This window comes from Streptomyces sp. NPDC045431, assembly GCF_040646655.1.
Lineage (GTDB): Bacteria > Actinomycetota > Actinomycetes > Streptomycetales > Streptomycetaceae > Streptomyces.
On the sequence record NZ_JBEZAQ010000014.1, the window covers coordinates 40,854 to 65,259 of the forward strand.

Annotated in this window: 21 protein-coding genes; 9 read left to right on the top strand and 12 right to left on the bottom strand. The window is 72.5% G+C overall.

Annotation, left to right across the window (positions count from 1 at the left end):
* The first annotated feature begins 49 nt into the window (after window positions 1-49).
* Window positions 50-2,527, top strand: a complete 2,478-nt coding sequence (locus tag AB0A69_RS24705; RefSeq protein ID WP_361425955.1) for a DEAD/DEAH box helicase — start codon at window positions 50-52, stop codon at window positions 2,525-2,527.
* On the opposite strand, the gene AB0A69_RS24710 is transcribed toward AB0A69_RS24705, so the two are convergent.
* Genes AB0A69_RS24710 through ssd form a run of 7 tightly spaced genes read right to left on the bottom strand, consistent with a single transcriptional unit; the run spans window position 2,469 to window position 7,469 of the window.
* Window positions 2,469-2,987, bottom strand: coding sequence for an Rv3654c family TadE-like protein (locus AB0A69_RS24710; RefSeq protein ID WP_361425958.1), 519 nt, complete (start codon window positions 2,985-2,987; stop codon window positions 2,469-2,471). The two genes, AB0A69_RS24705 and AB0A69_RS24710, sit on opposite strands and share 59 nt — an antisense overlap.
* Entirely contained in the window at window positions 2,984-3,385 is a 402-nt protein-coding gene (locus tag AB0A69_RS24715; RefSeq protein WP_361425961.1) for a TadE family type IV pilus minor pilin, read from the bottom strand. The genes AB0A69_RS24710 and AB0A69_RS24715 overlap by 4 nt, the downstream gene beginning before the upstream one ends.
* Entirely contained in the window at window positions 3,372-3,560 is a 189-nt protein-coding gene (locus tag AB0A69_RS24720; protein ID WP_361425964.1) for a DUF4244 domain-containing protein, read from the bottom strand. Before AB0A69_RS24720 ends, AB0A69_RS24715 begins: the two co-directional genes overlap by 14 nt.
* 36 nt (window positions 3,561-3,596) lie before the next feature.
* A complete protein-coding gene (locus AB0A69_RS24725; protein ID WP_361425967.1) occupies window positions 3,597-4,355 on the bottom strand; it encodes a type II secretion system F family protein in 759 nt (252 codons plus the stop codon).
* Window positions 4,352-5,221 carry a type II secretion system F family protein gene (locus tag AB0A69_RS24730; RefSeq protein WP_361425970.1) on the bottom strand — a complete coding sequence of 290 codons (870 nt, stop codon included), beginning with the start codon at window positions 5,219-5,221 and terminating at the stop codon, window positions 4,352-4,354. The genes AB0A69_RS24725 and AB0A69_RS24730 overlap by 4 nt, the downstream gene beginning before the upstream one ends.
* Window positions 5,218-6,369 (bottom strand): TadA family conjugal transfer-associated ATPase, encoded by a 1,152-nt coding sequence (locus AB0A69_RS24735; protein ID WP_361425972.1) that lies wholly within the window; start codon window positions 6,367-6,369, stop codon window positions 5,218-5,220. Before AB0A69_RS24735 ends, AB0A69_RS24730 begins: the two co-directional genes overlap by 4 nt.
* Window positions 6,366-7,469, bottom strand: a complete 1,104-nt coding sequence (gene ssd / locus AB0A69_RS24740; RefSeq protein WP_361425975.1) for a septum site-determining protein Ssd — start codon at window positions 7,467-7,469, stop codon at window positions 6,366-6,368. The genes AB0A69_RS24735 and ssd overlap by 4 nt, the downstream gene beginning before the upstream one ends.
* A 663-nt stretch (window positions 7,470-8,132) precedes the next feature.
* On the opposite strand from ssd, the gene AB0A69_RS24745 reads away from it, so the two are divergent.
* Window positions 8,133-8,963, top strand: coding sequence for an HAD-IB family hydrolase (locus tag AB0A69_RS24745; protein ID WP_361425978.1), 831 nt, complete (start codon window positions 8,133-8,135; stop codon window positions 8,961-8,963).
* A gap of 348 nt (window positions 8,964-9,311) precedes the next feature.
* On the opposite strand, the gene AB0A69_RS24750 is transcribed toward AB0A69_RS24745, so the two are convergent.
* Window positions 9,312-10,157 carry an oxidoreductase gene (locus tag AB0A69_RS24750; protein ID WP_361425981.1) on the bottom strand — a complete coding sequence of 282 codons (846 nt, stop codon included), beginning with the start codon at window positions 10,155-10,157 and terminating at the stop codon, window positions 9,312-9,314.
* Window positions 10,158-10,262: 105 nt separating this feature from the next.
* Here AB0A69_RS24750 and AB0A69_RS24755 point away from each other — a divergent pair, with 105 nt between their 5' ends.
* Window positions 10,263-11,255, top strand: a complete 993-nt coding sequence (locus tag AB0A69_RS24755) for an ATP-binding protein (RefSeq protein ID WP_361425984.1) — start codon at window positions 10,263-10,265, stop codon at window positions 11,253-11,255.
* Here AB0A69_RS24755 and AB0A69_RS24760 read toward each other — a convergent pair.
* On the bottom strand, window positions 11,243-12,520 hold the full coding sequence (locus tag AB0A69_RS24760) for a hypothetical protein (RefSeq protein WP_361425987.1): 1,278 nt from the start codon (window positions 12,518-12,520) through the stop codon (window positions 11,243-11,245). The genes AB0A69_RS24755 and AB0A69_RS24760 overlap by 13 nt on opposite strands.
* 336 nt (window positions 12,521-12,856) lie before the next feature.
* On the opposite strand from AB0A69_RS24760, the gene AB0A69_RS24765 reads away from it, so the two are divergent.
* The 6 genes from AB0A69_RS24765 (at window position 12,857) to AB0A69_RS24790 (ending at window position 20,903) form a co-directional block, all read left to right on the top strand.
* The gene (locus tag AB0A69_RS24765; RefSeq protein WP_361425990.1) at window positions 12,857-15,274 is read left to right on the top strand and encodes a bifunctional SulP family inorganic anion transporter/carbonic anhydrase; all 2,418 of its coding nucleotides are present in this window, start codon (window positions 12,857-12,859) and stop codon (window positions 15,272-15,274) included.
* 216 nt (window positions 15,275-15,490) lie between these two features.
* On the top strand, window positions 15,491-17,488 hold the full coding sequence (gene acs, locus AB0A69_RS24770) for an acetate--CoA ligase (RefSeq protein ID WP_361425993.1): 1,998 nt from the start codon (window positions 15,491-15,493) through the stop codon (window positions 17,486-17,488).
* 175 nt (window positions 17,489-17,663) lie between these two features.
* Window positions 17,664-19,109 (top strand): Na+/H+ antiporter NhaA, encoded by a 1,446-nt coding sequence (gene nhaA, locus AB0A69_RS24775; RefSeq protein ID WP_361425996.1) that lies wholly within the window; start codon window positions 17,664-17,666, stop codon window positions 19,107-19,109.
* 39 nt (window positions 19,110-19,148) lie between these two features.
* Window positions 19,149-19,640: a phage holin family protein gene (locus AB0A69_RS24780; RefSeq protein ID WP_361425999.1), complete on the top strand. Its 492-nt coding sequence runs from the start codon at window positions 19,149-19,151 to the stop codon at window positions 19,638-19,640.
* Window positions 19,637-20,593 carry an alpha/beta hydrolase gene (locus tag AB0A69_RS24785; protein ID WP_361426002.1) on the top strand — a complete coding sequence of 319 codons (957 nt, stop codon included), beginning with the start codon at window positions 19,637-19,639 and terminating at the stop codon, window positions 20,591-20,593. Before AB0A69_RS24780 ends, AB0A69_RS24785 begins: the two co-directional genes overlap by 4 nt.
* A gap of 121 nt (window positions 20,594-20,714) precedes the next feature.
* Entirely contained in the window at window positions 20,715-20,903 is a 189-nt protein-coding gene (locus tag AB0A69_RS24790; protein WP_361426005.1) for a hypothetical protein, read from the top strand.
* A gap of 135 nt (window positions 20,904-21,038) precedes the next feature.
* Here the strand turns inward: AB0A69_RS24790 and AB0A69_RS24795 are convergent, their stop codons facing one another.
* The 3 genes from AB0A69_RS24795 to nth all read right to left on the bottom strand — a co-directional run bounded on the left by AB0A69_RS24795 (window position 21,039) and on the right by nth (window position 24,089).
* Entirely contained in the window at window positions 21,039-22,238 is a 1,200-nt protein-coding gene (locus AB0A69_RS24795; RefSeq protein WP_361426008.1) for a MarP family serine protease, read from the bottom strand.
* 66 nt (window positions 22,239-22,304) lie between these two features.
* Window positions 22,305-22,964, bottom strand: a complete 660-nt coding sequence (locus AB0A69_RS24800; RefSeq protein WP_361426011.1) for a CoA pyrophosphatase — start codon at window positions 22,962-22,964, stop codon at window positions 22,305-22,307.
* 189 nt (window positions 22,965-23,153) lie between these two features.
* Window positions 23,154-24,089 (bottom strand): endonuclease III, encoded by a 936-nt coding sequence (gene nth, locus AB0A69_RS24805; RefSeq protein WP_361426014.1) that lies wholly within the window; start codon window positions 24,087-24,089, stop codon window positions 23,154-23,156.
* Window positions 24,090-24,406 lie beyond the last annotated feature (317 nt).

A 24,406-nucleotide genomic window follows, 5' to 3' on the forward strand; every position in this document is an offset into this window, starting at 1 on the left:
CGTCCCTCGGATCTCCCCAGTGGAGCCCGGGGACCGATCGCCAGCCGCGATGGCATTCAATCACTTACCAGCAGCCATGCACGACGCCTTGGGAGCATTGTCGGTCAGGCCGGTGCCACACTCGGTGCCGATGGCCATGAATCACCGCCCCAGTCGACCTCCCGAGAACGTGGGCTCCCGCCCCTCCCCCGGTACGGTCCTCGACCGGCTCACCGCGGGGGCGAACCGGGCTGCGCGCATCACTCATACGGAGCACCTGCCCCCTCGGGCGGGTCGGCATGCCCTCTGGCCCGATCGGATCAGGCCGGAGGTGATCAGGGCCATCGGGGCGGCCGGTATCGACCATCCGTGGGCCCATCAGGCCGCCGCCGCGGAGCTGGCCCTCGACGGGGAGTCGGTCGTCATCGCCACCGGCACCGCCTCCGGCAAGTCGCTCGCCTATCTGGCGCCCGTCCTGTCCGCGCTGCTCGACGGCTCGGAGGCGCCCAACGGCCGGGGTGCCACCGCCCTGTACCTCGCCCCCACCAAGGCCCTCGCCGCCGACCAGCGGCGCTCGGTCAAAGCGCTGGCCGCCCCGCTGGGCAACCGCGTCCGGGCCGCCGTCTACGACGGCGACACGCCCGTCGAGGAGCGGGAGTGGGTCCGCCAGTACGCCAATTACGTGCTGACCAACCCGGACATGCTCCACCGGGGCATACTCCCGTCGCATCCCCGCTGGTCCTCCTTCCTGCGCGCCCTGCGCTACGTCGTCATCGACGAGTGCCACACCTACCGGGGCGTCTTCGGCTCCCACGTCGCCCAGGTGCTGCGGCGCCTGCGCCGCCTCTGCGCCCGCTACGGCTCCTCCCCCGTCTTCCTCCTCGCCTCCGCCACCGCCGCCCAGCCGGCCCTGGCCGCCGGGCGCCTCACCGGTCTGCCCGTGGCCGAGGTCGCCGACGACGCCTCGCCGCGCGGCGAGCTGGTCTTCGCCCTGTGGGAACCGCCGCTGACCGAACTCCAGGGCGAACAGGGCGCCCCGGTCCGCCGTACCGCCACCGCGGAGACCGCCGACCTCCTGACCGACCTGACCGTCCAGGGCGTCCGGTCGGTCGCCTTCGTACGCTCCCGGCGCGGCGCCGAGCTGATCTCCGTCATCGCGAAGGAGCGCCTGGCGGAGGTCGACCGCTCGCTGGCCCAGCGGGTCGCCGCCTACCGGGGCGGCTACCTCCCCGAGGAGCGCCGGGCGCTGGAGCGGGCCCTGCACTCCGGCGAGCTGCTCGGGCTCGCCGCGACCACCGCCCTGGAGCTGGGCATCGACGTCTCCGGCCTGGACGCCGTCGTGATCGCCGGGTATCCCGGCACCCGGGCCTCGCTGTGGCAGCAGGCGGGCCGCGCCGGGCGCTCCGGCCAGGGGGCGCTCGCGATCCTGGTGGCCCGCGACGACCCACTGGACACGTACCTCGTGCACCACCCCGAGGCGCTGTTCCGTCAGCCGGTCGAGTCGACCGTCCTCGACCCGGACAACCCGTACGTCCTCGCGCCCCACCTGTGCGCGGCGGCGGCCGAGCTACCGCTCACCGAGTCCGACACGGCGCTGTTCGGCCCGGCCGTTCCGGACCTGCTGCCGCAGCTGGAGTCGGCCGGCCTGCTCCGGCGGCGCGCGTCGGGCTGGTACTGGACGCGCCGGGAACGGGCCGCCGACCTGACGGACATCCGGGGCGAGGGCGGCAGCCCCGTCCGGATCGTCGAGGCGGGCACGGGCCGGCTGCTGGGCACGGTCGACGAGCCCGCCTCCCACTCCGCCGTCCACGAAGGCGCCGTCCACCTCCACATGGGCCGCACCTACCTGGTGAAGGAGCTGGACCTGAAGGACTCGGTGGCCCTGGTCGAGGAGGCCAATCCGCCGTACTCCACCACCGCCCGCGACACCACCTCCATCTCCGTACTGGAGACCGACACCGAGATCCCGTGGGGCGACGGGCGCCTCTGCTACGGCTCCGTCGAGGTCACCAACCAGGTCGTCTCCTTCCTGCGCCGCCGCCTGATCACCGGCGAGGTGCTCGGCGAAACGAAACTCGACCTGCCGCCGCGCACCCTGCGCACCCGCTCCGTGTGGTGGACCGTCACCGAGGACCAACTGGACGCCGCCCGGGTGAACCCGGAGCAGCTGGGCGGGGCCCTGCACGCCGCCGAGCACGCCTCCATCGGCCTGCTGCCGCTCTTCGCCACCTGCGACCGCTGGGACATCGGAGGGGTGTCCGTCCCGCTCCACCCGGACACCCTGCTGCCGACGGTCTTCGTGTACGACGGCCATCCGGGCGGAGCGGGCTTCGCGGAGCGCGCCTTCCACACCGCCCGTGAGTGGCTCACCGCGACCCGCGAGGCGATCGCGTCGTGCGAGTGCGAGGCGGGCTGCCCTTCCTGCATCCAGTCGCCCAAGTGCGGCAACGGCAACGACCCGCTGCACAAGCGCGGCGCCGTGCGCCTGCTCACGGAACTGCTGCGGGGAGCCCCGGCTGCCCCCGAGGAGGCCCCGCCCGCGACCTGACCTGCGGCGCGTACGGCCCGAAACGGGCCCGTGCGGTCACCTCGGCGATCTCGCCGCGCACGGCGCACCGCACCACCTCGGCCTGCTGGGCGCGGGCGACCCGGGCCGCCGCGGCGCAGGCGTGCTCGCCGCCCCACAGGGCCAGGTCGGCCGCCGCGAGGGCGGCCAGATCGGCCGCTCCACCCGCCCGGTGCCGGGCGGCCACGGCCTGGCCCAGGGCCAGGACCACCGCGAAGACCGTGCACAGCACGCTCGCCGCCATGACGACCCACACGGTGGCGACACCCCGGTCGGCGGCGCCCCTCACCTTGCCCCGGTCCTCGCGGCGCCACGCGCTCCCGGCATCCGCCGGGTCCGGCGACCGGGCCGGGTCGGCGGCGCCCCGCACCTCGCCCCGGTCCTCGCGGCGGCACGCGCTCCCGGCATCCGCCGGGGCCGGCGACCGGGCCGGTCTCCTCACGGCTCCACCCCCACGGTGTCCTCGGCGAGCGCGGCCGCCTCCGCGCGCAGGGTCAGGGCGAGCGTGCCCGGCCCCGGCGCCGGGGCCTCCACCCGTACCCGCCACAGCTCCCCGGCCCGCTCCATCGACACACGCGCCCCCGTCGGGGCCGCCGAGCGGGCGGCCGCCACGGCGGTTTCGCGGGGCTCCGAGCGGGCCGCCGCCCGCGCCCCGGCCCGTGCCGCGTCCACGCACTGGATCTGCGCGGCGGCCGCCGCCAGCGCCCAGATCAGCGCCATCGTGAAGGCCACCAGCGCCGGCACCGCCACCGCCGCCTCGGCGGTCACGGAGCCCCGGTCACCGACGGCGGGCGCGAAGCCCCGGTCGCCGACGGCGGGCGCGGCTTCAGAACTGCGCATCGAGCGCCCTCCCGATCACCGACTCCAGCCGCCCCGACACCGCGTCGCTCGTGACGATCTTGTAGAGCACCGCCGCGAAGGCGCAGGCCGCCAGCGTCCCCATCGCGTACTCGGACGTAGTCATGCCCGCGTCCCCGCGCAGCCGGGCGAGCCCGGCCTTCAACCGCTTCCACATCACAGTCCCCCTTGCGTCGAATCGAAGTTCACCCGTTCACAGCAATCCGCCGGCCAGTCCCACGAGCACCGGCGCCACCCCGACCGCGAGGAACGCGGGCAGGAAGCACAGACCCACCGGCGCGGTGATCAGCACCTGGGCCCGCTGGGCCCGGGCCGCCGCCGACCGCTCCCGTTCCGCGCGCAGCCCGGCGGCGAGCCGGGACACCGCGTCGGCGGCGGGTGCGCCCGAGGCCGACGCCCGCTCCAGACAGCGGGCCAGCCCCTGGGCGCCCGGTATCGCGGCGAACCCGCCCCACGCCTCGGCCGGTTCGCCGCCCAGCCGCAGCTCGGCGGCCGTACGGGCCAGCCGCTCCCCGACGGGGCCGCCCAGGCACTCGCCGACCGCCTCGGCCGCCTCGCGCGGCCCCGCACCCGCCGACAGGCACGCCGCCAGCAGGTCCGCCGCCAACGGCAAGCCCTGTGCCGCCCGCCCGTCGTCGGACAGCCGTCTCGGGCGCCGCTGCCAGCGCCGTACGCCATAGGCGCACGCGACCGCCACCACGCCGCCGACGAGCCCCTCCACCAGGACGTATCCGGCGAGGGCCGCGGCCACGGGCGCCGTCCAGCGCCGCGCCCACGCCCCGTACAGCGGTCGCCGTGACGGACGCCGGGTGCAGCGCGCCTCCAGCAGCGCGGCCATCCGCCCGCGCCCCCGGCGCTCACGGCGCAGGGCCGCCACCGACCACACCGCCCAGACCGCGGCGGCGGCGAGCGCGAGCGCCGTCCCCAGCCTGTGGAAGAACTCGGCGTTCACGGCTCCTCCCCGGCCCGTACGATCCGGCCGGCCCACCACAGCCCCGCCGCCTCCAGCAGCCCGCCCACGACGAGGCAGCCCGCGCCCGCCGGAGTGTGCAGGAGCACCCGCAGCGGATCGGCCCCCATGGCCCAGCCCATGGCCAGCCCCACGACCGGCAGGACGGCCAGCAGTCCTACCGTGGCCCAGGCGCCCGCCAGCTGCGCCCGCAGCCGCTCGCGCTGGTCGCGCCGCTCCCGCAGGGCCGCCTCCAACCGGTCGAGGCCGGCCGCCAGTCCGGCGCCGCCGTCCGCCGCCACCTGCCAGCAGGCAGCCATCCCGGCGAGCCCGTCCGCGCCGTCCTCCCGGGCCACCCGCCGAAGGGCCTCCGGGACGTCGCCGCCGAACCGCGCCGCCGCCAGGACAGCGGCCTCCTCGGAACCCAGCGCGCCCGTGGAGCCGGCCGCGAAGCGCAGGGCCTGCCCCGGCTGCCATCCGGCGCGCAGCTCGGCCGCGACGGCCCCGCACAGCGCGATCACCGCCTCAGCCCGCCGGTCTCGTGCCCTGGCGCGCTCGCGGGCCGCGAGCCGCCGCCGCACCAGCGGCACCGCCGCGCCGCCCGCCAGCAGTGGCAGTACGGAGGCCCCGAGCACCGCGAGCAGACCGCCCGCCGCAAGGCAGAGCCATTCGCGTCGCAGCCGCAGCGCCGGCCACCAGCGCCGCCAGGACCAGGGCGCGGGCTCCCCGGCGCCTCCTTCCGCGAATGCCTCCCCTCCCGCTCCGGCGAACAGCAGCCGCGTCCGCCGCAGACCGCGCTGCCGCTCCATGAGGAGCCACGCCGCCGCACCGGCGCAGACCGCCGCCGCGTACACCGGCTGTCCCGTCACCACCGCGCACCTCCGATCAGCGACCGCAACCGCTCCCAGCCCCGCTCGTACAGGAACCCGTCCGCGCCCCACCGGAGCGCGGGCACCGTCACCACCAGTCCCTGGTGGTCCCGCTCCAGCACATGCACCTCGGCGATCCGCCGCCGCCCGCCCCGGTCGCGCGCCAGGTGCAGCACCACCGACAGGCCGGCCGCCAGCTGGCTGTGCAGCGCCGCCCGGTCGAGCCCCGCCGCCGTGCCGAGCGCCTCCAGCCGCGCCGGCACATCGGCCGCGGTGTTGGCGTGGACGGTGCAAGAGCCGCCCTCGTGGCCGGTGTTCAGAGCGGCCAGCAGGTCGGTCACCTCGGCTCCCCGCACCTCGCCCACCACCAGCCGGTCCGGTCGCATCCGCAGCGCCTGCCGCACCAGGTCCCGCAGGGTCACCCGGCCGGCGCCCTCCTGGTTCGGCGGCCGCGCCTCCAGCCGCACCACGTGCGGATGGTCGGGCCGCAACTCGGCCGAGTCCTCGGCCAGTACGATCCGCTCGCCCTCACCGACCAGACCCAGCAGGGTCGACAGCAGCGTCGTCTTGCCGGACCCGGTCCCGCCGCTGATCAGGTACGAGACGCGGGCTTCCACCAGCGCCCGCAGCAGCCGGTCCCCGCCCGGCGGCACCGTCCCGGCCGAGACCAACTCCCGCACGGAGAACGCGCGCGGCCGGACCACCCGCAGCGACAGACACGTCGAACCGACCGCCACCGGGGGCAGCACCGCGTGCATCCGCGTCCCGTCCGGCAGGCGGGCGTCCACCCAGGGCCGGGCGTCGTCCAGCCGCCGGCCGGCCACCGCGGCGAGCCGCTGCGCCAGCCTGCGCACGGCCGCCGCGTCCGGGAAGGCCACGTCCGTCAGCTCCAGCCCACCGCCCCGGTCCACCCACACCCGGTCCGGCGCCGACACCAGGACGTCCGTCACCGCGGGATCGGTCAGCAACGGTTCCAGCAGACCCGTGCCGACGAGCTCGGACCGCAACTCCTCGGCGGCTCCGAGCACTTCGGCGTCGCCCAGCAACCTGCCCTGCGCCCGCAGGGCCGCCGCCACTCCGGCCGGGGTCGGTTCCGAGCCGCTCTCCGCGAGCCGGCGACGTACGGATTCCAGCAGGCCCGCCGTCATGACACCCCCTCCCCGGCGAGTGCGCGCTCCCAGAACGCCGTGCAGAACCGCCCCAGCGGGCTGCGCGCGCCGTCGCCCGGCGGGACACCCGCGTCGAGGTCGGCCATGAGTCCCGGTTCCAGGGGCAGTTCACCGGCGAGCGGCAGCCCGAGCACATCGGCGATCCACTGTTCGTCCACCCCCGCGGCGTACGGTCCGCGTGCCACGGCCCGAAGATCCCGCAGGACCATGCCGACCGCCGACGCCACCCGCTTTGCGCCCGCGACGGCGCGCAGCTCAGCGGGTACGACCAGCAGACCGAGGTCCAGTTGCGCCAGCGCCTCCGCGGTGGCCTCGTCGATCCGGCGCGGCAGGTCGACGACGACCACGCCACCGCGCCTGCGTGCCGCCGCGAGCACCGACCGCATCGCCTCGGGTGGGATCGTCACGGCGTCGCCCCGGTCCCAGCTGAGCACCCGCAGGCCCCGCAGGGAGGGCAGGGACTCCTCCAACGCCCCGGCCGCGACCCGGCCCTTGGAGGCGGCGAAATCAGGCCATCGCAGCCCCTCCGCCTGCTCGCCGCCGAACAGCACGTCGAGGCCGCCGCCCAGCGGGTCGCCGTCCACGAGCATCGTGCGGCGCCCACCACGGGCCGCGGTGACCGCCAGCGCGCAGGCCAGCGTCGACGCCCCCGCACCGCCCCGGCCGCCGATCACCCCGACGGTGAGCGCCTGTCGCCCCACGCCCTCCGCCACGTCCGCGATCCGGTCGACGAGCCAGCTCTCCGCGTCGGGCAGCCGCAGCACGCAGTCGGCGCCGATCTCCACCGCGCGCCGCCACACCCCGGGATCGTCCTGGTCATGGCCGACGAGCAGGACGCCGCTCCGGCGTGTGGCCCCGCGGCACCCGACGGCCGCGTCGTCCCCCACCAGGATCAGCGGGGCGCTCTCCCAGGCCGCCCGGTGCTCCGGCACCGTGGGGTGGACCTCCGGGTGCGCGCCGGCCGCGGCGCACAGCCGCAGCAGGTCGTCGAGGAGCTCCGCGTCCTCCGTGATGATCAGCGGCCCGGCCTGCCGCGCGTCGGATGCCGGCGCTCCGTCGGATGTGTGTGATCCGGCCATAATTCCGCCCCCTGCTCACTGTCTTCACCCAGCTCTTCATCCCGGTCTTCGCCGGGTCTTCGTCCCGCACTTCGTCCGCCGCTCCGCCCGCACTTCGCCCGTACTTCGTCCGGCCTTGCGCAGGCGTCGTCGCGGCGTTCATTCGCGCGATGTTCGCGGCGCGTTCGCGGACCCTCCGCACCGTCTCCGCGTCACCTTCGACGGTGTTCGTACGCGAGGCGAGATCCGTTGAATCCCGCCGACCGCGGACTTCGCGGCTGGAATCACCGTGCACGGCTTCCGGAAAAGAAGTGGATCTTGCTCGGAAACTGTGGACAACTCGCCACTTGTGAATATCCCGTTCGCCCATACCAGCGACTTCCGGAGCGCAGCACTTCCGCTACTCTGAGTGAGGAACGCATCGAGTCGGGGACGGGCGCGACCGAGACACGGAGGAGGGCGGCATGAGCGCAGCCAAGGGGGCCCGACGTGCGAAAACGCGTCCGGACATGCGACGACCCCCGCCGGGGGGGAGAGCGGGGGTCGTCTTCTCCGGCCGACTCGGGGGGGGAGGAGTCGGACCGGGTTAGCACGGTCGCGAACGATCCGTGACTTCCATGGTGTACCCGAGAGCCCTCTCAGGCAAACCCACGCGCCCCAGCGTACGCCGAATGGCGGGCACCTATGCTCAGGCTCGTGGAAAACCACTCCTTGCCGCGCACCGCAGCCTTCTTTGACCTGGACAAGACGGTCATTGCGAAGTCATCGACTCTGACCTTCAGCAAGTCCTTCTACCAAGGCGGCCTGATCAACCGCCGCGCCGTCCTGCGGACTGCCTACATCCAGTTCGTCTTCCTCGCGGGGGGCGCCGATCACGATCAGATGGAGCGGATGCGGGAGTACCTCTCCGCACTCTGCAAAGGCTGGAACGTCCAGCAGGTCAAAGAACTGGTCGCCGAGACCCTGCACGACCTGATCGACCCGATCATCTACGACGAGGCCGCCTCGCTCATCGAGGAACACCACGCCGCCGGCCGGGACGTGGTGATCGTCTCCACGTCCGGTGCCGAGGTCGTCGAGCCGATCGGGGAGCTCCTCGGGGCGGACCGGGTCGTGGCGACCCGCATGGTCGTCGGCGAGGACGGCTGCTTCACCGGAGAGGTCGAGTACTACGCCTACGGCCCGACGAAGGCGGAGGCGATCCGGGAGCTGGCCGAGTCGGAGGGGTACGACTTGTCGCGCTGCTACGCGTACAGCGACTCCGCCACCGACGTACCCATGCTGGAGACCGTCGGGCACCCGTACGCGGTCAACCCGGACCGTGCACTGCGTCGCGAGGCGGCAGCCCGAGGTTGGCCGGTTCTCGTCTTCACCCGCCCGGTGCGGCTCAAGCAGCGACTGCCCGCACTGCGGATGCCGCCCCGCCCGGCGCTGGTCGCGGCGGCGGCGGTGGGCGCGGCGGCGGCCACGGCCGGGCTCGTCTGGTACGCGAGCCGGCGGCGGCAGTCGGCATAGACCGCGGCCAGATGGCCTTAGGTGCGCCCGCTTCGCCCCTGCTTGATAAGAAAAACCAATAAGCGGAGCCAGGGCTTTCGCTTCCTCCCCGACGGGAGTACAAAGGAGGTAACGGCCCGCGAGACCAGAGGCTCCGAAAGGATCACCTGTTAAGCAAGAAGGCCCCACGGACCGAAGCACAGAAGCCGAGCACCCACGCGACGTCGACCCGTCGATTACGGGCCAGCCGCACCAGGCGTCGGGCAAAGCACCCCGCCTGATGGGCACATATCGAGGACGCATGGTAACCCGGCGGACGTGCCAGCGGCGGTACCGATATCGGTACCGCCGCAACCCTTCTCCCAGCTTCTAAGCGGCGCCGCGCTGGAGCGCCTCGCAGACCGCCGTCGACTCGCGCACGCCGAGCTCCACCGCGCGCCCGCAGTGCGCGATCCACGCCGCCATGCCGTCCGGCGTTCCGGACAGATAGCCGTCGAAGGCCGCCACGTACGCCTCCCGCCCCAGCTCGGCGTGGCCCACCTCCGCGGGGCAGATCGCCTTCGGGTCCAGCCCGCTGCCGATCAGCACGATGCGCTCGGCCGCCCGCGCCACCAGGCCGCTGTACGTGGTGAAGGGCCGCAGCGCCAGCAGCTCGCCGTGCACGACCGCGGCCGTCACCAGCGCCGGAGCCGAGCTGCCCGCGATGAGCAGGTCCGCCAGCCCCTCCAGCCGGCCGACGGCCTCGGCGGCGTCCGGCAACGGCGCCCGGATCAGCGGCTCGTCAACGGTCTCGCCCTCCTGCCGAGGCCTGCCGACCGCGGCCGCGGACCCGCCGGAGGCACCCACGTCACCCGGGTCGCCGGCCGCCACCAGGTGCAGCCGCGCCAGCACGCGCAGCGGCGACTGCCGCCAGATGGACAGCAGCTGACCCGCCTCGGCGCCCAGGCGCAGCGCCGCTCCGACCGTCCGGGCCTCCGCGTCACCGCTGAAGTCCGTGCGCCGGCGTACCTCCTCCAGCGCCCAGTCGGCGCCCGCCAGCGCCGCCGACGCGCGGGCGCCGCGCAGCGCGGCCTCGGAGGTGATCTCGCTGCTCCGGCGGCGCATCACCCGATGGCCGTAGACGCGGTCGACGGCCTTGCGTACGGACTCCACGGCATCGGGCACGCCCGGCAGGGCACCCAGGGCGGCCAAGGGGTCAGCGGCACTCGTACTCATAAGTAGGGAGGCTACGCGCCCGCACCTGGCGCCCCACCGTCGAGTGGCGAGCCTCATACGCGCCACAACGTGTCGCAATCGCGTCGCTACCCACCGCTACCCTATATGAATATGAAGATCGCTTTCGTTGGGAAGGGCGGCAGCGGCAAGACCACGCTGTCCTCGCTCTTCATCCGCCACCTCGCCACCACCGGTTCACCCGTCATCGCCGTCGACGCCGACATCAACCAGCACCTGGGCACCGCGCTCGGTCTGGACGAGTCCGAGGCCGCCGCGCTGCCCGCGATGGGTGCGCACCTGCCCCTGATCAAGGAGTACCTGCGGGGTGCGAATCCCCGGATCGCGTCCGCCGAGACGATGATCAAGACCACCCCGCCGGGCGAAGGTTCGCGCCTGCTGCGGGTCCGCGAGGACAACCCCGTCTACGACGCCTGCGCCCGCCCCGTACGGCTGGACCACGGGGAGATCAGGCTGATGGCGACGGGCCCCTTCACCGAGACGGACCTCGGGGTCGCCTGCTACCACTCGAAGGTCGGGGCGGTGGAGCTGTGTCTCAACCACCTGGTCGACGGACCCGACGAGTACGTGGTCGTCGACATGACGGCCGGCTCGGACTCCTTCGCGTCCGGCATGTTCACCCGCTTCGACATGACGTTCCTGGTGGCCGAGCCGACCCGCAAGGGTGTGTCCGTCTACCGCCAGTACAAGGAGTACGCCCGCGACTTCGGCGTCGCACTGCGGGTCGTCGGCAACAAGGTGCAGGGCCTGGACGACGTGGACTTCCTGCGCGAGGAGGTCGGCGACGACCTGCTGGTGACGGTCGGCCACTCCGACTGGGTGCGCGCGATGGAGAAGGGCCGTCCGGCCCGGTTCGAGCTGCTGGAGTCCGACAACCAGGCGGCACTGCGGACGCTCCACCGGGCGGTGGCGGACGCGTACGGGCACCGCGACTGGGAGCGCTACACGCGCCAAATGGTGCACTTCCACCTCAAGAACGCCGAAAGCTGGGGCAACGCGAAGACGGGCGCCGACCTGGCGGCCCAGGTCGACCCCGCCTTCGTCCTGCGTGAGGGGATCGGCGCCGTTCAGCCCGCCTGACGGGCCTTGACGGGTGAGGCCGCCGGGGCGGCCGGGCGGGCGGCGAGGAACTCCGCCCAGCCGCCCTTCGGCGCCTCCCCGACCTTCAGGGTGCGCAGCTTCGCCAGTACGGCGGGGTCCTGCGCGTCCAGCCAGTCGGCGAGCTGCCGGAAGGAGACGCAGCGCACCTCCTGCCGGCCGCAGACCTGCGCGATCGTCTCCTCGACGGCGCGCATGTACGTGCCGCCGTTCCACGACTCGAAGTGGTTGCCGATGATCAGCGGAGCACGGTTTCCGTGGTACGCGCGGTCGAAGGCCTGAAGCATGCCGTCGCGGAACTGGTCGCCCCAGTAGGCGTGCATCGAGGGGGCGCCCTTGGCGGTACCGGACTGGTTGACCATGAAGTTGTAGTCCATCGACAGCGTCTCGAACTGCCGCCCCGGGACGGGGATCATCTGCAGGCCCAGGTCCCAGAGCCCGCCCTCCTTCTCCGGCCAGATCTGGTTGTTGATGCCGCTGGTGTCGTAGCGCCAGCCCAGCTCGCTCGCGGCGCGTACGAAGTTCTCCCGGCCCTCCAGGCAGGGGGTACGGGCGCCGATGAGCTCCTTGTCGTAGTCGAACGGCAGTGGCTGCTCCGCGGTGAGGCCGGAGTTGGTCTTCCAGTTCTTGACGAAGGCCTTGGCCTGGGCGATCTCGCTCTTCCAGTCGTCGACCGACCAGGTGCCCACCCCTGTCTCCGGCCCGCAGAAGTGGCCGTTGAAGTGGGTGCCGATCTCGTTGCCCTCCTGCCAGGCGCCGCGCAGCTGGCGCACGGTGTCGCGGATGCCCTCGCGGTCGTTGAAGCCGATGTCGGAGCGGCCGGGCGCGTGTCCGGGTGGGTCGTAGAGCGCCGCCTTCTCCTCCGGCAGCAGGTAGACGCCGCTGAGGAAGTACGTCATCGTCGCGCCGTACTTCTTGCCCACCTTGCGGAAGTGCGAGAACAGCTTCTGGCTGTCCTCGCCGGCGCCGTCCCAGGAGAAGACGACGAACTGCGGCGGCCGTTGACCGGGCTTCAGGCGCTCCGCCTTGCGCAGGCCGGGCTGGGCGCCGGTGAAGGCCGTGGAGCCGTCACCGATGAGCCGGACCGTGTTCTTGGGGGCCGCCGCCTTCTTCGGGCCGGGGGCGCCCTCGGTGCGGGCGGCCTCATCGGAGCCGCCGCATCCGGTCAGCCCGGCGACGAGCGCCGCCGCGGTCGCGGCAGCGGCCGCGGCCGTACCGACAGTGAACCTCTTCGTGACGGCCATCATCCGCCCGCCCTTCTGTGCTTACGGGTGCTTGCGAGTGCTCCCAGGGGCCCAGGGGTCTGGTGAGAGCGCCGTCAACCTCGCATCGCGGGCGTGAGTGTGAATGTATGACAAGCCGTACTAGAACGATTAATCACTGAATCAGGTGAATCACTGCACTATTTGCCCCGAAAGTCATGCCTGAATCTTTACTCTGCATTACGATCAATTTACTGAGAGTTGGCAAACCCGCTACTTAGCGCCGTAGCCCACGGCCGCCGTGACACACGGCCGCGACCCCCACACGTTCGTTCGATTCGCACGTACCGCGACCGCGCCGCCCCGGAGGACATGGGAACCATGACCGCCTGCATCCCCCCGCGCCTGTCCCGTTCTGGCCGTACGTCCAGCGCGGACGGTGACGCACCATCCCCACCCCAGCAACCCCACAGCCCGCCCGGCGACGGCCGGTTCCGCGCGCCGCGCCGGTCCCGCCTCCGCGGCCGGTTCCACATCGCGGGTAACGACCTGTCCGCGTCCATCGTCGTCTTCCTCATCGCGCTGCCGCTCTCCCTCGGCATCGCGCTCGCCACCGGCGCGCCGCTCCAGGCCGGCCTGGTCGCGGCCGCGGTCGGCGGCATCGTCGTCGGCCGGCTCGGCGGTTCGCCGCTCCAGGTGAGCGGACCGGCCGCCGGACTGACCCTCGTCACCGCCGAGTTGATCCAGAAGTACGGCTGGCGCACCACCTGCGCGATCACCGTCCTCGCGGGAATCGGTCAACTCGGCCTTGCCACGCTGCGCGTGGCCCGTTCCGCGCTGGCCGTCTCCCCGGCGATCGTGCACGGCATGGTGGCGGGCATCGGGACGACGATCGCCCTGGCCCAGCTCCATGTCGTCCTCGGCGGTACGCCGCAGAGCTCGGCCGTGGACAACGCCCTCGGCCTGCCCGCCCAGTTGCTGGACCTCCATCTGGCAGGGCTGTCCGTAAGCGCCCTCACCATCGTTCTCCTGCTGCTGTGGCCACGGATCCCGGGTACCGCCGGCCGGCTCCTGCGGAAGGTGCCCGCCGCGTTGGCCGCCGTGGCGGCGGCGACGCTGCTGGCCGTCGTCTCCGGGATGCGCGTGCCGCGCGTGGACCTGCCCTCCTGGAGCAGTCACGCCCTGCCCGGGTTGCCCGAGGGGCCGGCGCTCGGCATCGCCGCCGGCGTACTGACCATCGCGCTCGTCACCAGTGTCCAGTCCCTGCTCTCCGCCGTGGCCGTCGACAAGCTGGTGGCCGCCCGCAAGGAGCCCAAGGTCCATGTGCCGCGCTCGAACCTCGACCGCGAGCTGGCCGGGCAGGGAGCGGCGAACATCGTCTCCGGGGCTCTGGGGGGTCTGCCGGTCGCCGGTGTCGCGGTGCGCAGCGTCGCCAACGTGTCGGCGGGCGCCATCAGCCGCAACTCCACGATGCTGCACGGCCTCTGGGTGGTGCTGGCCGCCCTCTTCCTCGTGCCCGTCCTGGACCTGATTCCGCTGCCGGCGCTCGCCGCGCTCGTGATGATCGTCGGCATCCAGATGGTCAGCATCACCCACATCCGCAGCGTCACCCGCCACCGCGAGGTCATCGTCTACGCGGTGACGGTGGCCGGTGTCGTGCTGATCGGCATCCTGGAGGGCGTGGCGCTCGGCATCGTGACGGCCACGGGCCTCGCGCTGCACCGGCTGTCCAAGACCCGCATCACCGTGAAGAGCAAGGACGACGCCGTGCGGGTGCGGGTGCGCGGGCAGTTGACGTTCCTCGCCGTGCCCCGGCTGAGCCGGGCGCTGCACCAGATCCCGCAGGGCGCGTACGTCGTCGTCGAGCTGGACGGGTCCTTCATGGACCACGCGGCCTACGAAACGCTGCAGGACTGGCAGATGACGCACCTGGCGCGGGGCGGGCAGGTCGAGGTGGCCGGGCGTTCCGGGGTGCGGATCGGGGAGCTCGGCTCGGGTACGGACGCCTGCTGCCGGCCCTGGACCGCGTGGCGCAACCACCACTGCGGCGAGCACCCGGATACCGACCGGCCCGAGCCGGCGGGCACCGTGGCGGACGCGTCGGGTCCGACCGGCTGCCAACTGGCCAGCGGGCTCAGCTCCTTCCAGCGCAACACCGCCCCGCTGGTGCGGGACGAGCTGGCGCGGCTCGCGCGCGACGGGCAGCGGCCATCGCAGCTCTTCCTCACCTGCGCCGACTCCCGTCTGGTGACCAGCATGATCACGGCGAGCGGGCCGGGCGATCTGTTCACCGTGCGGAACGTGGGCAACCTGGTGCCGTTGCCGGGGGAGGAGTCCGGGGACGACTCGGTGGCGGCCGCGATCGAGTACGCGGTCGACGTGCTGCAGGTGCAGTCCATCACCGTGTGCGGCCACTCCGGCTGCGGCGCGATGCAGACGCTGCTGAACGCCCCGCCCGGGACCTCGCAGGCGGCGCAAACTCCGCTGCGGCGCTGGCTGCGGCACGCGCAGCCGAGCGTGGACCGTATGAAGAGCAAGCACCGCACCTGGGCGCGGCTCTCCGGCCGTCTGCCGGCGGACGCGGTCGAGCAGCTGTGCCTGACCAACGTGGTCCAGCAGCTGGAGCACCTGAAGGCCCACGAGTCGGTGGCACGCCGGCTGGCCGAGGGAACGCTGGAGCTCCACGGCATGTACTTCCACGTCGGCGAGGCGCAGGCGTACCTGCTGTCGGGCTCGGACGGGTTCGACGAGGTCTTCGACCCCGTGACCGCCACGCGCCGGGAGGAAGCACCGGCATGACCGGTCCCGTTCCGGTGGCGCTCCGCCATGGCCAGGGGCAGGGCCACGGCCCCGCCGGGTGAACCTCCGGCGGCCGGCGGCCGTGCACGTCGGTGTGGTTCCTCCTCCCCGCCGCCCGGGGAAGGGGAACCACACCGACGCCCCGCCTCAGACACCAACAGGTCTAAACCAATGCTCGGGAAACCCTTGTCATCCCGGGCACCGGGCTGATGAGGTATGGGCTGGGACACATCGGACGCCCTGGGAATGGGAGATGTCGTGAGCAACGAGAGCTTGGCCAACCTGCTGAAGGAGGAGCGGCGCTTCGCTCCGCCCGCCGAGCTGGCCGCGAACGCCAATGTGACGGCGGACGCGTACGAGCAGGCCAAGGCGGACAGGCTCGGGTTCTGGGCCGAGCAGGCGCGGCGACTGAGCTGGGCCACCGAGCCGACGGAGACCCTCGACTGGTCCAACCCGCCCTTCGCGAAGTGGTTCGCCGACGGCAAGCTCAACGTCGCGTACAACTGTGTGGACCGCCATGTCGAGGCGGGTCACGGCGACCGCGTCGCCATCCACTTCGAAGGCGAGCCGGGCGACAGCCGGGCTCTGACCTACGCCCAGCTCAAGGACGAGGTGTCCAAGGCGGCCAACGCGCTGACCGAGCTCGGGGTCCGCAAGGGGGACCGGGTCGCGGTGTACATGCCGATGATCCCCGAGGCCGCCGTCGCGATGCTGGCCTGCGCCCGCATCGGCGCCGCGCACTCCGTCGTCTTCGGCGGCTTCTCGGCCGACGCCGTCGCGTCCCGTATCCAGGACGCCGACGCCAAGCTGGTCATCACCGCCGACGGCGGCTACCGGCGCGGCAAGCCGTCCGCGCTGAAGCCGGCCATCGACGAAGCCGTGACCAGGTGCCCGCAGGTGGAGCATGTGCTCGTGGTCCGCCGTACCGGCCAGGACACCGCCTTCACCGAGGGCCGCGACCTGTGGTGGCACGACGTCGTGGGCCGCCAGTCGACCGAGCACACGCCCGAGGCGTTCGACGCCGAGCACCCGCTCTTCATCCTCTACACCTCCGGCACGACCGGGAAGCCCAAGGGCATCCTGCACACCTCCGGCGGCTACCTCACCCAGGCGGCCTACACGCACCACGCCGTCTTCGACCTCAAGCCGGAGACCGACGTCTACTGGTGCACCGCCGACATCGGCTGGGTGACGGGCCACTCGTACATCGTCTACGGGCCGCTGGCCAACGGCGCGACGCAGGTCATGTACGAGGGCACGCCGGACACGCCGCACCAGGGCCGGTTCTGGGAGATCGTGCAGAAGTACGGGGTCACGATCCTCTACACCGCGCCGACCGCGATCCGTACGTTCATGAAGTGGGGCGACGACATCCCCGCCAAGTTCGACCTGTCCAGCCTCCGCGTGCTCGGGTCGGTCGGCGAGCCGATCAACCCGGAGGCGTGGATCTGGTACCGGGAGAACATCGGCGCCGGCAAGACGCCGATCGTGGACACCTGGTGGCAGACCGAGACCGGCGCGATGATGATCTCGCCGCTGCCGGGCGTCACCGAGACCAAGCCCGGCTCGGCCCAGCGCCCGCTGCCCGGCATCTCCGCCACCGTCGTCGACGACGACGCGAACGAAGTACCCAACGGCGGAGGCGGCTACCTCGTCCTGACCGAGCCGTGGCCGTCCATGCTCCGCACCATCTGGGGCGACGACCAGCGCTTCACCGACACCTACTGGTCGCGGTTCGAGGGCAGGTACTTCGCCGGCGACGGTGCCAAGAAGGACGACGACGGCGACATCTGGCTGCTCGGCCGGGTGGACGACGTCATGCTCGTCTCCGGCCACAACATCTCCACCACCGAGGTCGAGTCCGCGCTCGTCTCGCACCCGAAGGTCGCCGAGGCGGCGGTCGTCGGCGCGGCCGACGAGACGACCGGCCAGGCCATCGTCGCGTTCGTGATCCTGCGCGGCACCGCGAGCGAGGACGACACCCTCGTCGCCGACCTGCGCAACCACGTGGGCGCCACCCTCGGCCCGATCGCCAAGCCGAAGCGGATCCTCCCGGTCGCCGAGCTGCCCAAGACCCGCTCCGGCAAGATCATGCGTCGTCTGCTGCGCGACGTGGCGGAGAACCGGGAGCTGGGTGACGTCACCACCCTGACCGACTCGTCCGTCATGGAGCTGATCCAGTCCAAGCTGCCCGCCGCCTCCAGCGAGGACTGACCCGGCACACAGCGGGCAGCAGGAGGGCACTCGGCGCACCGTCCGCGCCGGGTGCCCTCTTCGCATGCACGCGTTAGGGTAAGGATCACGTCAACAAAGCGATAAAGGGTGCGCCGGGAAGTCTGGTCGGCAGGTGTTTCGTCCTGCCCGCCGCCGTACCGACCGGAGGTCCCCCGTGGCCGCGCCCCAGCCGTCCCACTCCCCCGCACCCCCGTCCGCCGCCCGGAAGTTCCTCGATCGGCTGCCCTTCCCCGAGCGGACGTTCGTCGCGGACGCGCTGCGCGCCGAGACCGTCGGCGGCGTCCTCCTCCTGCTCGCCGCCATCGCCGCCCTGGTCTGGGCGAACACCCCGATCAGCGCGAGCTACGAGACGGTCCGCGACTTCCACATAGGCCCGGCCGCGCTCGGCCTGAACCTCTCCCTCCAGCACTGGGCCGCCGACGGCCTGCTCGCGATCTTCTTCTTCGTCGCCGGTGTCGAGCTCAAGCGCGAACTCGTCGCGGGTGAACTGCGCGACCCGAAGGCCGCCGCCCTGCCCGTGGTCGCCGCGCTCTGCGGCATGATCGCCCCCGCCCTCGTCTACGTCGTGACCAACGCCGCGGGCGGCGGCTCCCTCGCCGGATGGGCCGTGCCCACCGCCACCGACATCGCCTTCGCCCTCGCCGTCCTGGCGGTCATCGGCACCTCGCTGCCGTCCGCGCTGCGCGCCTTCCTCCTCACGCTCGCCGTCGTCGACGACCTCTTCGCGATCCTGATCATCGCGGTCTTCTTCACCGACGACCTGAACTTCGCGGCGCTCGGCGGCGCGGTCGCCGGCCTCGTCGTCTTCTGGTTCCTGCTGCGCAAGGGCGTACGCGGCTGGTACGTGTACGTACCGCTGGCGCTCGTCATCTGGGGCCTGATGTACAACAGCGGCGTCCACGCCACCATCGCCGGCGTCGCCATGGGCCTGATGCTGCGCTGCCTGCGCCGCGAGGGCGAGGAGCACTCCCCCGGCGAGCACATCGAGCACCTGGTGCGCCCGGTGTCGGCCGGCCTGGCCGTGCCGCTGTTCGCACTGTTCTCGGCGGGGGTGTCCGTCTCCGGCGACGCGCTGGGCGACGTCTTCACCCAGCCCGTGACGCTCGGTGTGGTGCTCGGCCTGGTGATCGGCAAGGCCGTCGGCATCTTCGGCGGTACGTGGCTGACCGCCCGCTTCACCAGGGCGTCGCTCAACGAGGACCTGGCCTGGGCGGACCTCTTCGCCGTCGCCACGCTCGCCGGGATCGGCTTCACCGTCTCGCTCCTCATCGGCGAGCTCGCCTTCGCCGGGGACGCGGCGCAGACCGACGAGGTCAAGGCGGCGGTCCTGATGGGCTCCCTCATCGCCGCCGTACTCGCCTCGGTCCTGCTGAAGCTGCGGGTGCGCAGGTACCAGGCGCTGCTCGAGGAGGAGGAGCGCGACGAGGACCTCAGCGGTGTGCCGGACGTGTACGAGATCGGGGACCCCGCGTACCACCTGAGAATGGCCGAGCTGTACGAGAAGAAGGCCGCCGACCACCGGCGGCGGGCGGCCGAAGCGGCCGCCGCAGAGGCCGAAGTGGCGGGGGCAACGCGCAGGGACGGCGACGGTCCGGCATGATCTGAGGTCGGACCGTAGGAGAGAAGAGGGAGCGAGACGATGAGCAACCCCGCCGGCAACGGTGCATTCGGCGCGGCTGGCACGGACCGCAGCCTCGGCCAACTGGTCGCTTCGGCGACCACCGAGCTGTCCGCGCTCGTGCACGACGAGATCGCGCTGGCCAAGGCCGAACTGCGTCAGGACGTCAAGCGCGGCGCGATGGGCGGTGCGGCCCTCAGCATCGCGGGCGTGTTCGCGCTCTTCTCGCTGCCGGTGCTGAGCTTCGCGGCCGCATACGGCATCCACAACCTGGGACTGGGCCTCGCGTGGTCCTTTCTGATCGTGGGCGGCGCGTACCTGGTACTGGCGGCGCTGGCGGCGCTGCTGGCCGTGTCGAAGTTCAAGAAGGTCAAGCCGCCGGAGCGGTCCATCGCCTCCGCGAAGCGGTCGGCGGCGGTGCTGGGCAACGCCAAGCCGCACCCGCGCGGCGCGGGCGCCCCCGCCCTTCCGGTCAAGGGTGAGGCCGAGGTTGTGGCACGCTCGTCCGCATGACGGTCCCTGAAAGCAGCGCGGGCAGCACGGGCAGCCCTGGCAGCAGTCCCGTACGGATTGATGGTCCCTGGACACACAGGGACGTGGCCGCCAATGGGGCGCGCTTCCACATCGCCGAGATGGGCGACGGGCCGCTGGTGCTGCTGCTGCACGGCTTCCCGCAGTTCTGGTGGACCTGGCGCCACCAGCTGCCGGCGCTCGCCGACGCCGGTTTCCGCGCCGTGGCGATGGACCTGCGGGGCGTGGGCGGCAGCGACCGTACGCCGCGCGGTTACGACCCCGCCAACCTGGCCCTCGACATCACCGGTGTGGTGCGTTCGCTGGGCGAGCCGGACGCCGCGCTGGTCGGGCACGACCTCGGCGGCTACCTGGCGTGGACGGCGGCGGTGATGCGGCCCAAGCTGGTGCGGCGCCTGGCGGTGTCCTCCATGCCGCATCCCCGCCGGTGGCGCTCGGCGATGCTCTCCGACTTCGCGCAGACCCGCGCCAACGCGTACGTATGGGGCTTCCAGCGGCCGTGGCTGCCCGAGCGTCAGCTCGTCGCGGACGACGCGGCGTTGGTCGGCCGGCTGATCCGGGACTGGTCGGGGCCGGGGGCAGACGAACCGGACGAGGACGCGATCGCCGCGTACCGGCGGGCGATGACCATCCCGTCGACGGCGCACTGCTCGATCGAGCCGTACCGGTGGATGGTTCGGTCGCTGGCCCGGCCGGACGGCATCCAGTTCAACCGGCGCATGAAGCGGCCGGTGCGGGTGCCGACGCTGCACCTGCACGGCGCGCTGGACCCGGTGATGCGGACGCGCAGCGCGGCCGGTTCGGGCGAGTACGTGGAAGCGCCGTACCGCTGGAGACTCTTCGAGGGGCTGGGTCACTTCCCGCACGAGGAGGATCCGGTGGCCTTCTCGACGGAGCTCGTCAACTGGCTGAAGGACCCCGAGCCCGACCGGTAGGACGTTGCACCGGAAATACGAGGGAACGGTTGTCCTACGAACAGCCAAATGCCTCGCGCATAGGCCGATTGGCGGCGCCGCGAGCGGTTACCGACCTTGGGGCCCGGGCAGAGGTCCGGGTATGGGCTGGACGCACGACTACGCTGACGCAGCACGCAACCGCCGCTCGGTCTCGGCCTCGGCTTCCGCGCCGAACCCGCAGAGGAGCGGCCCGCAGGGCCAGGGGCCCGATCCCCGCCTCGGGATCTCGCTCATCCTGCGCCGCCGTGCCCGCTGGGTCTCGGCCCGGCTGCGGCATCCCCGCGACTGAGCCGGACTGGCGGACCGACGGACTGCCGGGCTCGGCCGGGCGGTTGAGCGCCGGGCTCGGCCGGCGCCGGGCGCGTGCGCGAACCGGACGGTTGAACGCCGGGCTCAGCTGGACGGTTGAGCCCGGCAGTCCGTCTCAGAGCGCGCAGGCCTGGCTGTCGACCTGCTGGTTGGCGGTGCGGCCGCGCTCGATGTCCTCGCGGATCTCGTCGACCGTCAGGGCGTAACCGGTGTTCACGTCGTCCAGGGACCTCGCGAAGATGACTCCGTAGACCTTGCCCTCCGGGGTGAGCAGCGGGCCGCCGGAGTTGCCCTGGCGGACGGTCGCGAAGAGCGAGTACACATCGCGGCGCACCTCGTCGCGGTGGTAGATGTCCGGGCCATTGGCGTTGATCCGGCCGCGGACGCGCGCGGAGCGGACGTCGTACGCGCCGTTCTCCGGGAAGCCCGCGACGATCGCGCCGTCCCCGCTCCGCGCGTCCGTGTCCGTGAACTGCAGCGGCGTCGCCTGCAGGTCCGGTACGTCCAGTACGGCGATGTCGCGCTGCCAGTCGTACAGGACCACCCGCGCGTCGTACAGCCGTCCCTGACCGCCTATCTGGACGGTCGGTTCGTCGACCCCGCCCACCACGTGGGCGTTGGTCATCACACGGCGCTCGGCGAAGACGAAGCCGGTCCCTTCGAGGACCTTGCCGCACCCCTGGGCCGTACCGACGACCTTGACGATGGACTTCTGGGCGCGGGCCGCCACCGGGCTGCCCGCGAGCGCCGGGTCCGGCGGGCGGACCTCGGTGATGGGCTCGTTGGAGAACGGGCTGAAGACCTGCGGGAAGCCGTTCTGCGCCAGTACGGAGCGGAAGTCGTCGAACCAGGTGTCGGCCTGGTCGGGCAGCACCCGGTCGACTCCGAGCAGCACCTTGGAGCCGCGCACCTCCTTGCCGATGGTCGGCAGGGTGGTGGGGGCGAGGAGGGAGCCGAGCAGCCACGCCACCAGCAGCATCGCCACCACGTTGACGAGGGCGCCGCCGGTGGCGTCCAGGGCGCGGGCGGGCGACCAGGTGATGTGCCGGCGGAGCTTGTTGCCGAGGTGGGTGGTGAAGGCCTGGCCCACGGAGGCACAGACGATGACGATGACGACGGCGACGATCGCGGCGGTCGTCGAGACCTTGGCGTCGCCCGTCAGCGGTCCCCAGGCGAGCGGAAGCAGGTAGACCGCGACGAGGCCGCCGCCGAGGAAGCCGATCACCGACAGGATTCCGACGACGAAACCCTGGCGGTAGCCAACGATCGCGAACCAGACGGCGGCGACCAGCAACAGGATGTCCAGCACGTTCACCGTCATTAGCCTCGCAGATTCGTCTCCGGCCACCCCGGCCGGCCTCGGAGCGGAGTCATCAGCCTGTCATGAGCGCCAGTCGAGCGGGACCTGCCTGGTCCGGTCCCAGGGGCGCTCCCATCCGGCGAAGTGGAGGATGCGGTCGATGACGCCGGCGGTGAAGCCCCACACGAGGGCGGATGCGACCAGGAACGCCGGCCCGCGGTGGCCGCTGGGGTGGACGGTCGTGGCGCGGTTGGCCGGGTCCGTGAGATCCGCCACGGGCACCGTGAAGACGCGGGCGGTCTCGGCCGGGTCGACGGCGCGGAACGGGCTCGGGGATCTCCACCAGCCGAGGACGGGGGTCACGACGAAACCGCTCACCGGGATGTAGAGGCGCGGCAGCACACCGAAGATCTGTACGCCGGCGGGGTCGAGGCCCGTCTCCTCCTCCGCCTCGCGCAGCGCGGCGCGCAGCGGACCCGTGGTGGCCGGGTCGCCGTCCTCGGGGTCGAGGGCGCCGCCGGGGAACGACGGCTGGCCGGCGTGCGAGCGCAGGCTGCCGGCGCGCTCCATGAGGAGCAGCTCGGGGCCGCGCTCGCCCTCCCCGAAGAGGATCAGCACCGCGGCCTGGCGGCCCCCCTCCTCGGGCGGCAGGAAACGGCTCAGCTCCTCGGGCGCGATGGTGCGGGCCGCGCGGGCGACGGGCCGGAGCCACGCGGGCAGGCCGTCGTCACTGACGGCCACCGCCGTACCGGCTCCGCCGGCCGTACCGGTACGGCCCGCATGTCCTACGCCCTCCTGCCGGGCGTCTTGCTCAGCGCGCGTCATAGGCACCCCCGGCTCTCCCAACGTGTTCCGCTCCCCGGTTCGTTCCCTCACCCTCTGTGACGCGAGCTGTGACGCGGACTGCCACTCGGGCCGTTACCCGGTCCGTCACTCGTCGTCGCCCGTGGCGAGCGGGGCGGCGGGCCGTCCCGGATAGTCCGGGGGCGGGGCCAGGCGCTGGCCCGGAAGGCCACCCATCTCGTACTTCAGCAGCTTCTTCGCCTTCTCCGGGTCCGTCTCGCCCTCGCCGTACGACGGGCACAGCGGCGCGATGGGGCAGGCGCCGCAGGCGGGCTTGCGGGAGTGACAGATCCGGCGGCCGTGGAAGATCACGCGGTGGGACAGCATGGTCCACTCGGACTTCGGGAAGATCGCGCAGACCTCCTCCTCGACCTTCTCCGGGTCCTCCTGCTCCGTCCACTTCCAGCGGCGCACGAGGCGGCCGAAGTGGGTGTCCACAGTGACGCCCGGTACGCCGAAAGCGTTACCCAAAACCACGTTGGCGGTCTTGCGGCCCACGCCGGGCAGGGTGACGAGGTCCTCCAGGCGGCCGGGGACCTCGCCGCCGAAGGTGTCCCTGAGCGCCGTGGAGAGCCCGATCAGCGACTTCGCCTTGGCGCGGAAGAAACCGGTGGGCCGGATCAGCTCCTCCAGCTCCTCGGGGACGGCGGCGGCCATGTCCTCGGGGGTCGGGTACTTCGCGAAGAGCGCCGGGGTCGTCTGGTTGACGCGCAGGTCGGTCGTCTGGGCCGACAGGACGGTCGCGACGAGCAGCTCGAAGGGGTTGCGGAAGTCGAGCTCGGGGTGGGCGTACGGATACACCTCGGCGAGCTCCCGGTTGATGCGGCGGGCCCGCCGCACCATCGCGAGCCGCGACTCGCTCTTGCCCGTGGTCGCACCCGTGGTCCTGCCGGCCGCCTTGTCCGTGGTCTTGTCGGTCGTCTTCCCGGCCGCCTTGCCCGTGGTCTTCCCGGCCGCGGCGCGAGACGGTTTGGGCGCGGGCTTGGACGCGGCGGTTGGCGCGGCGGACGAACGCGCTCGCAACGAACCGCCCGATTTACCCGCCTTTGTCGATTTTTTCGGTGAAGGCGACGCGTGTTCGCCCACAGCGGAATTCTGTTCCCCGGACACTCTCCCGGCCCCCTTGGCCTGCGCTCTCACCGGCGAATTGGACACCCGGCCAGCCTAAGCGCCGACACCGACATCCGCCCCGGGCACGGGCGATCACGACCCAATCGGGGCCCTGCCGCACGGACACGCGTACCAGTGCGTCAAACTTGTTGTGATTGATCGCACTGTTTTACCGTCCGGCATCATGGGACCCACACCCAACGTCCCTGAGCAGGTCGACATAGGAGAGA